This is a genomic window from Roseateles sp., from assembly GCF_036404855.1.
Classification (GTDB): Bacteria; Pseudomonadota; Gammaproteobacteria; order Burkholderiales; family Burkholderiaceae_C; genus Pelomonas.
Genome location: NZ_DASWYS010000230.1, coordinates 1 through 4846 on the forward strand (window position 1 = coordinate 1; position 4846 = coordinate 4846).

Genomic DNA, 4846 nt, shown 5'->3' on the forward strand with positions numbered 1-4846 from the left:
GCGGAGTCCGACGGCGGCTGCAGCGACGGTGGCGACGAGCAGGCGGCCAGGCTTCCTAGAATCACGGCCAACGTCCCACGCGCCCACCATCCCATGCTGCTACTCGCCCTCGAAGCCCTCGGCGCGCTGCTGATCTTCGTCTTCATCATCTGGTGGACCATGTTCTCGGGCCGCAAGAAGGGCGAGCGCCACGACGACCGCTGACCTTCACGCGGGCCTGGCGCCGGGTGGCGCCCCTGCCAGCCCGATCCGGCGATGTGCTGGCGACTCATGCCACGGCACGGACCGCAAGGCCGGCCAAGGTACTGCGTGAACGGCGAGCCTCATTTCGGCGGCACCAGGAAGCTCAGCGGCGCGCGCCGCAGACGCGCGCGGATGGCGGCATACACGCGCATGCGGTCGGCCAGGCGGATGCCGCGCGAACGCATGGCGACCTTGAAGGCGCACAGGAAGCTGACGCCGACGTTGAGGATGCCGATGCCGGCGATGCACAGCACGCATGACCAGAAGGCCCACGTGCCCGTGACGCCGAAACCGAGTGCACCAACGGCGGCGGCGAGCTGGCCGGTGGACAGCGTCACGTGGCGCACCTCGACGGGCAGGCCGAAGAAGCCGCCCAGCGCCGGCACGACGCCCAGCATCAGACCCAGGCTGATGTTGGCAGTCAGGCCCGAAATGTTGGCTCGCCACCAGCGCGACCAGGCCTGGGCCCGCTGCTGGCCCAGCGTGGCGACGATGCGCGGGTTCCAGGCGATGGCGCTGTCCAGGCGGTGGAAGACGAACCAGTTCTCGACCCAGCCGGCAATGAGGCTGGACGCGAATAGCAGCGTGCCGGTAAAGGCCGCGAACACCAGCGACGGGCCGAACAGGCTCAGCGAATGCAGCACATACTCGGCGTCCTGCACCCCCACCAGCGGCATGCCGAAGGCTGCCCAGCACAGCCCCTGCACGACCAGCACCAGCGGCGCGACGACGCTCAGGTTGCCGATGACACCCGCCACCTGTGAACGCACGAGGTGGCCGACCTCGTCGACAAAGTCCTCCAGCGCGTCTTCGCGCTCAATGTGCTGCAGCTTGTCGGCCATCGCCGGCGCCGTCATTGCCGGCTGCTTGGTCGCCACCGTCCAGTGCAGCAGGTGGATGAGGACAAAGCAGGCCGCGTAGTTAACGCCGGCCCAGAAGCCGCCCCAGAAGGCCGTGAAACCCAGCAGCGCAATGCCGAACTTCAGAAAGGTGGTGCCCGCCAGCACTGCGCCGCCGCCGGCCGCGCGCCGGAGCATGTCGCGGTACTCGTCCCGACTGCGGGTGATGTAGTGCTCGCCCGTCTCGGCGCTGCGCTCGGCCACCTTGCGCGCGAGAAGCGAGTAGTGGCGCGCGAACAACGTGCGCAGGCTGCGCCTTTCGTGCACAACGCGCACGAGTCCGGCCACCAGGCGCAGCAGTTCGCGCTGCGGCTCGCGGGACAGCAGGCAGGCCAGCAGCGCTTCGATGCGGTCCAGTCGCGCGGTGAGCTGCTCGACCGAGAACATCAGATCCACCGAAACGCCATGGGCCTCGAGGTGCTCGGGCACGGTCTGCGCTGCGGCGCGGCAACGGTCCAGCAGCGCGCGCAGGTATTGCGTGGCCGGCACGAGGGCCGCGCCGTCCTCGGCCGACAGCGCCCTCTCGACAGCTTCCCACGCCGTGGGCAGCTGGTGGAAGGGCCTGCCCTGCACTGCCACCTCGTCCATGCGCACCCGCAGCGGCCCAGCCAAACCGGCGGCATGCACGCTGCTGACGAGGACCGTGATGGCGGCACGCGCCTCGACGCGCCAGCCGTCGTCGGGCGTCGCGGCGAACAGCAACCTCAGCCGGGCCAGCAGTTCGTCGTCGATGGCGGCGATCCAGTCCTCGTCGGCGTCACTGCCGAAGAGCAGCTCGAACAGCGCAGCGAGGTCGCGCGTGTCGGTCGTGGCGGGCAGCAGGCGTCGGCGCAGGCGGCCGAGGAACTCGTGCCAGAGCGCCATGCGCGGCGCGAAGCCCACCTCGGCAAACAGCGCGACCGCGTCGACGTCGTTCCAGACGCCGCCGATGACGTTCGCGAAGGCCCAGGCGTGCTCGGGATGACGCTCCAGCACGTTGAGCAGGTGCTTGAGGCGCACCAGGGGCAGCGGCGTGCCGGAGGCCTCCTCGCGCGGCGCATGGCGCAGCCATTCCAGCAGGCGCACCAGCCAGAGATTGCGCTCGGCAAGCGTGGCCTGCGGGTCGGCCGCGTTCAGGAGGGCGGTAAGGTCCCAGGTCAACGGCGGATCGGCGTTAGTGCAGGGAGGCGCTGTCGGCGAGCAGGAACTCGTCGACATCGGCGTGGAAGACCTCGCAGCCCTCTGTCACGCACAGGAAGCGCCCGCGCATCGTGCCCTGCGGCGTCGCAATCTGCGCCCAGGAGCTGTACTGGAAGCTCTGGCCGGGTGCCAGCACCGGCTGATGGCCGACGACGGCCAGGCCGTCGACGAGCTGCACCTGACCGCGCGCATCGGTGATCTCCCAATGCCGGCCGATGAGCTGCGACAGCACGTCGCCGCTGTTTGTGATCGTGACCGTGTAGCTGAAGGCGTACAGGCCTTGCTCAAGATGGGTCTGCTCGGGCAGGGCCTGGACCGCGACGCTGCAACTGAAACGGGGGTTCGCCATCAGGTGATTGTCGGTGCCGAACGCTATGCTCGCTGCATGTTCGTCAGGATGCGTGATCCTAAGTGCTGCGCTGGCCGTTGCTGCTGAGCGCGCTGCTGTGTCTTTCGGCACACGCGCAGGAACTGTCACTGCGCACCGTCCAGCAGAGCGGCGCGACGATCAAGTACGACCCGGACGGCGGCCCGGCCAGGCCGGGGCTGTGCTTGGAGATCCTCCGCGCCGTGGAACGCGCCGACCCGGGACTGCACTTCACGGGGCTGGAGCAGCAGGTGCCGCTCAAACGCGTCGAGCGGCTGCTGGCCGAGGGGCAAATGGACAGCTTCTTCTGCCTGCTGAGGACGCCCGAGCGCGAGAAGCAGTGGCGCTACGTGCCGGTGCCGCTGTACACGATCCGCCACGTCGTCCTGCAGCGCGCGGACGACCCCCGCCCGCTGGCCAGCCTGGCCGAGCTGGCGACGCTGAGCCAGCGCAAGCCGGTGCTGATCTCGCGCGGCTCGGCGCTCGCACGCCGCCTCGTGGCCGCCGACGTGACCATCGCCGAAGTCGCCTCCGAGCGCGAGGCGCTGCAGATGCTGGCGCTGGGCCGCGCCGACGCCGTCTATGGCCAGGACATCAACCTGCAGCGCCACGTCGCCGACAGCAAGATGGGCGACAAGCTGAAGATCGGCCGCACCGTGTTCCACGAAGAAGCGCAGTACCTCACCATCCGCACCGACCTGCCGACCGCGCAGGAGGAACGCCTCACGCAGGCGCTGCGCAAGCTGGAACGCGACGGCACGTTGCGCCAACTTGCCGAGAAATACCGATGAAGCCCCTCTACCTGCCTCCCGACGGCCGTCCCCGCTGCGCCTGGTGCGCCGCCGCGGCCGGCGACGACGCCTACCTGCGCTACCACGACGAGGAATGGGGCCACCCGGTGGCCGACGACTTCCGGCTGTTCGAGAAGCTGTGTCTGGAAGGCTTCCAGAGCGGGCTGTCGTGGCGCACCATCCTGAACAAGCGAGACGCCTTCCGCGCGGCCTTCGCGGGCTTCGACTACCACCGGGTCGCCCGCTTCGGCGAGGCTGACGTGAACAGGCTGCTGCTGGATGCCGGCATCGTGCGCCACCGCGGCAAGATCGAGGCGACCATTCACAACGCCGGGCGTTGCGTGGAGCTGGTGGCGGCGGAAGGCTCGCTGGCTGCCTACCTGTGGCGCTTCGAGCCGCCACGCAACTCGGTGGCCCACAACCTGTCGCAGTCCCCCGCGTCCGAGGCACTTTCCAAGGACCTGAAGAAGCGCGGCTGGAAGTTCGTCGGCCCGACCACCATGCACGCGCTGATCCAGGCCATGGGCCTGATCAACGACCACCAGCCCGGCTGCCACCACTGGGCCGTGGTGCACAAGGCACGCGACAGCTTCAAACGCCCCGTCTGAAGCCCCGAAACTAGAATTGAGGGCTATGGCCGCCCCTCAATACCGCATCGCCCCCAGCCTCCTGTCCGCCGACTTCGCCCGCCTGGGCGAGGAAGTGAAGAACGTGCTGGCCGCCGGCGCCGACTGGATCCACTTCGACGTGATGGACAACCATTACGTGCCCAACCTGACCTTCGGCCCCATGGTCTGCGAGGCCCTGCGCAAGCACGCGGTCAAGCCCGACGGGACGCCGGCCGTCATCGACGTGCACCTGATGGTGCAGCCGGTCGACGCCCTGGCCCAGGCCTTCTGCCGGGCCGGCGCCGACATGGTGACCTTCCATCCCGAGGCCAGCGCCCATGTGGACCGTACGCTGCAGCTCATCAAGGCCGAGGGCAAGCAGGCGGGCCTGGTCTTCAACCCGGCCACGTCGCTGGACGTGCTGGAGTGGGTCATCGACAAGGTCGACATGGTGCTCTTGATGAGCGTGAACCCCGGCTTCGGGGGCCAGAGCTTCATCCCGAGCGCGCTGGCCAAGCTGAAAAAGGCGCGCGAGCTCATCGACAGGAGCGGCCGCGACATCCGCCTGGAGATCGACGGCGGCGTGAAGGTCGACAACATCCGCGAGATTGCCGCGGCAGGCGCCGACACCTTCGTCGCCGGCAGCGCCATCTTCAATTCCAAGGACTACGCGGCCACCATCGCCAAGATGCGCGAAGCCATCGCGTCCGCGACCCAGGGATAAACCGGCGGGCGCTGCCGGCGCCGCAGCCCGCTTCA

Annotated in this window: 5 protein-coding genes and 1 pseudogene; 4 read left to right on the forward strand and 2 right to left on the reverse strand. The window is 68.9% G+C overall.

From position 1 onward, the window contains the following. Positions 1-204: pseudogene (locus VGF12_RS15285) on the forward strand (hypothetical protein); the annotation flags it as partial. A gap of 119 nt (positions 205-323) precedes the next feature. On the opposite strand, the gene VGF12_RS15290 reads toward VGF12_RS15285, so the two are convergent. Both VGF12_RS15290 and apaG read right to left on the reverse strand, forming a co-directional pair. Then, positions 324-2282: a site-specific recombinase gene (locus VGF12_RS15290; protein ID WP_331176903.1), complete on the reverse strand. Its 1959-nt coding sequence runs from the start codon at positions 2280-2282 to the stop codon at positions 324-326. A gap of 13 nt (positions 2283-2295) precedes the next feature. Continuing rightward, a complete protein-coding gene (gene apaG / locus VGF12_RS15295) occupies positions 2296-2670 on the reverse strand; it encodes a Co2+/Mg2+ efflux protein ApaG (RefSeq protein WP_331176904.1) in 375 nt (124 codons plus the stop codon). 62 nt (positions 2671-2732) lie between these two features. Here apaG and VGF12_RS15300 point away from each other — a divergent pair, with 62 nt between their 5' ends. The 3 genes from VGF12_RS15300 to rpe are packed head-to-tail and all read left to right on the forward strand — an operon-like array spanning position 2733 to position 4811. After that, positions 2733-3479 (forward strand): transporter substrate-binding domain-containing protein, encoded by a 747-nt coding sequence (locus VGF12_RS15300; protein ID WP_331176905.1) that lies wholly within the window; start codon positions 2733-2735, stop codon positions 3477-3479. Next, the gene (locus VGF12_RS15305; RefSeq protein ID WP_331176906.1) at positions 3476-4087 is read left to right on the forward strand and encodes a DNA-3-methyladenine glycosylase I; all 612 of its coding nucleotides are present in this window, start codon (positions 3476-3478) and stop codon (positions 4085-4087) included. The genes VGF12_RS15300 and VGF12_RS15305 overlap by 4 nt, the downstream gene beginning before the upstream one ends. A 25-nt stretch (positions 4088-4112) precedes the next feature. Next, positions 4113-4811: a ribulose-phosphate 3-epimerase gene (gene rpe, locus VGF12_RS15310; RefSeq protein ID WP_331176907.1), complete on the forward strand. Its 699-nt coding sequence runs from the start codon at positions 4113-4115 to the stop codon at positions 4809-4811. Positions 4812-4846: the final 35 nt, after the last annotated feature.

Coding starts and splice junctions, on each gene's coding strand:
- rpe (WP_331176907.1), top strand. CDS start 4,113: ATGGCCGCCCCTCAATACCGCATCGCCCCCAGCCTCCTGTCCGCCGAC.
- VGF12_RS15305 (WP_331176906.1), top strand. CDS start 3,476: ATGAAGCCCCTCTACCTGCCTCCCGACGGCCGTCCCCGCTGCGCCTGG.
- apaG (WP_331176904.1), bottom strand. CDS start 2,670: ATGGCGAACCCCCGTTTCAGTTGCAGCGTCGCGGTCCAGGCCCTGCCC.